Genomic DNA, 805 nt, shown 5'->3' on the forward strand with positions numbered 1-805 from the left:
GTCTGGCGGCGTTTACTGGAAAACTCACTGTCGGCAAAAGTCAGTTGCTGGCTCATCCGGTTACTCATTCTGGGTTCAGGTTACAACACGATGATCTCACATCTCGGACTTATTCGCACCTTCCTTAGTGTGGATGCTTTTATTTTGTGCATTCAATCAAAATAGTGCTCGATAAAACTCGTTATCGTCGTGTAGAAAGAGGATGCTAATAAATATAAAGTGGTAGAGGAGGATGGGATATGTACGGATTTATCGCGCGACAACCCATTTTTAACCCTGAAATGAATACCGTAGCCTATGAGCTGCTTTTCAGAGACGGGATGACAAATCGTTTTCCGGATGTGTCGGCAGAATATGCCACGTCCAGGATGATATCAGATCAGTTCTTATGTGTGCCGTCCCAGCGCATTGCCGGGGCACATACGTCGTTTATTAATTTCCCTTCAAGGATGGTTATTGACCGCAGTGGAGAAGCGCTTGATAAAGAGAGCGTGGTGATTGAAATCCTTGAAGATGCTGTGCCGGGGGCCGAACTGCTGCAGGCCGTCAGGGAGATGAATGCGCACGGCTATCAGTTTGCGCTTGATGATTTCACCCTTGCGCCAGAATGGGATGTTTTTTTACCCTATATTTCAATCCTGAAATTCGACGTCAGAAATTATACCTTAGCGCAAATTAAAGGAAGTTGCGATTAAGTGGTCCGCAGCTCCCGATATGACGCCCCAAACCGTCCTTTATCGACGTCCTGTGGCTCAATTTTCCAATTTTCAGCCCAAAATCGTCTCTTCGTGGCTGATTTTGGCCC

At 46.5% G+C, this 805-nt stretch carries 1 pseudogene; it reads left to right on the top strand.

What is annotated here, in order from left to right:
- Positions 1 to 239: 239 nt before the first annotated feature.
- A pseudogene (locus ACOTXT_RS22470) lies at positions 240 to 680 on the top strand (EAL and HDOD domain-containing protein); the annotation flags it as partial.
- Positions 681 to 805 lie beyond the last annotated feature (125 nt).

The organism is Enterobacter cloacae complex sp. IR5422, assembly GCF_049238165.1.
GTDB classification, from domain to species: domain Bacteria; phylum Pseudomonadota; class Gammaproteobacteria; order Enterobacterales; family Enterobacteriaceae; genus Enterobacter; species Enterobacter roggenkampii.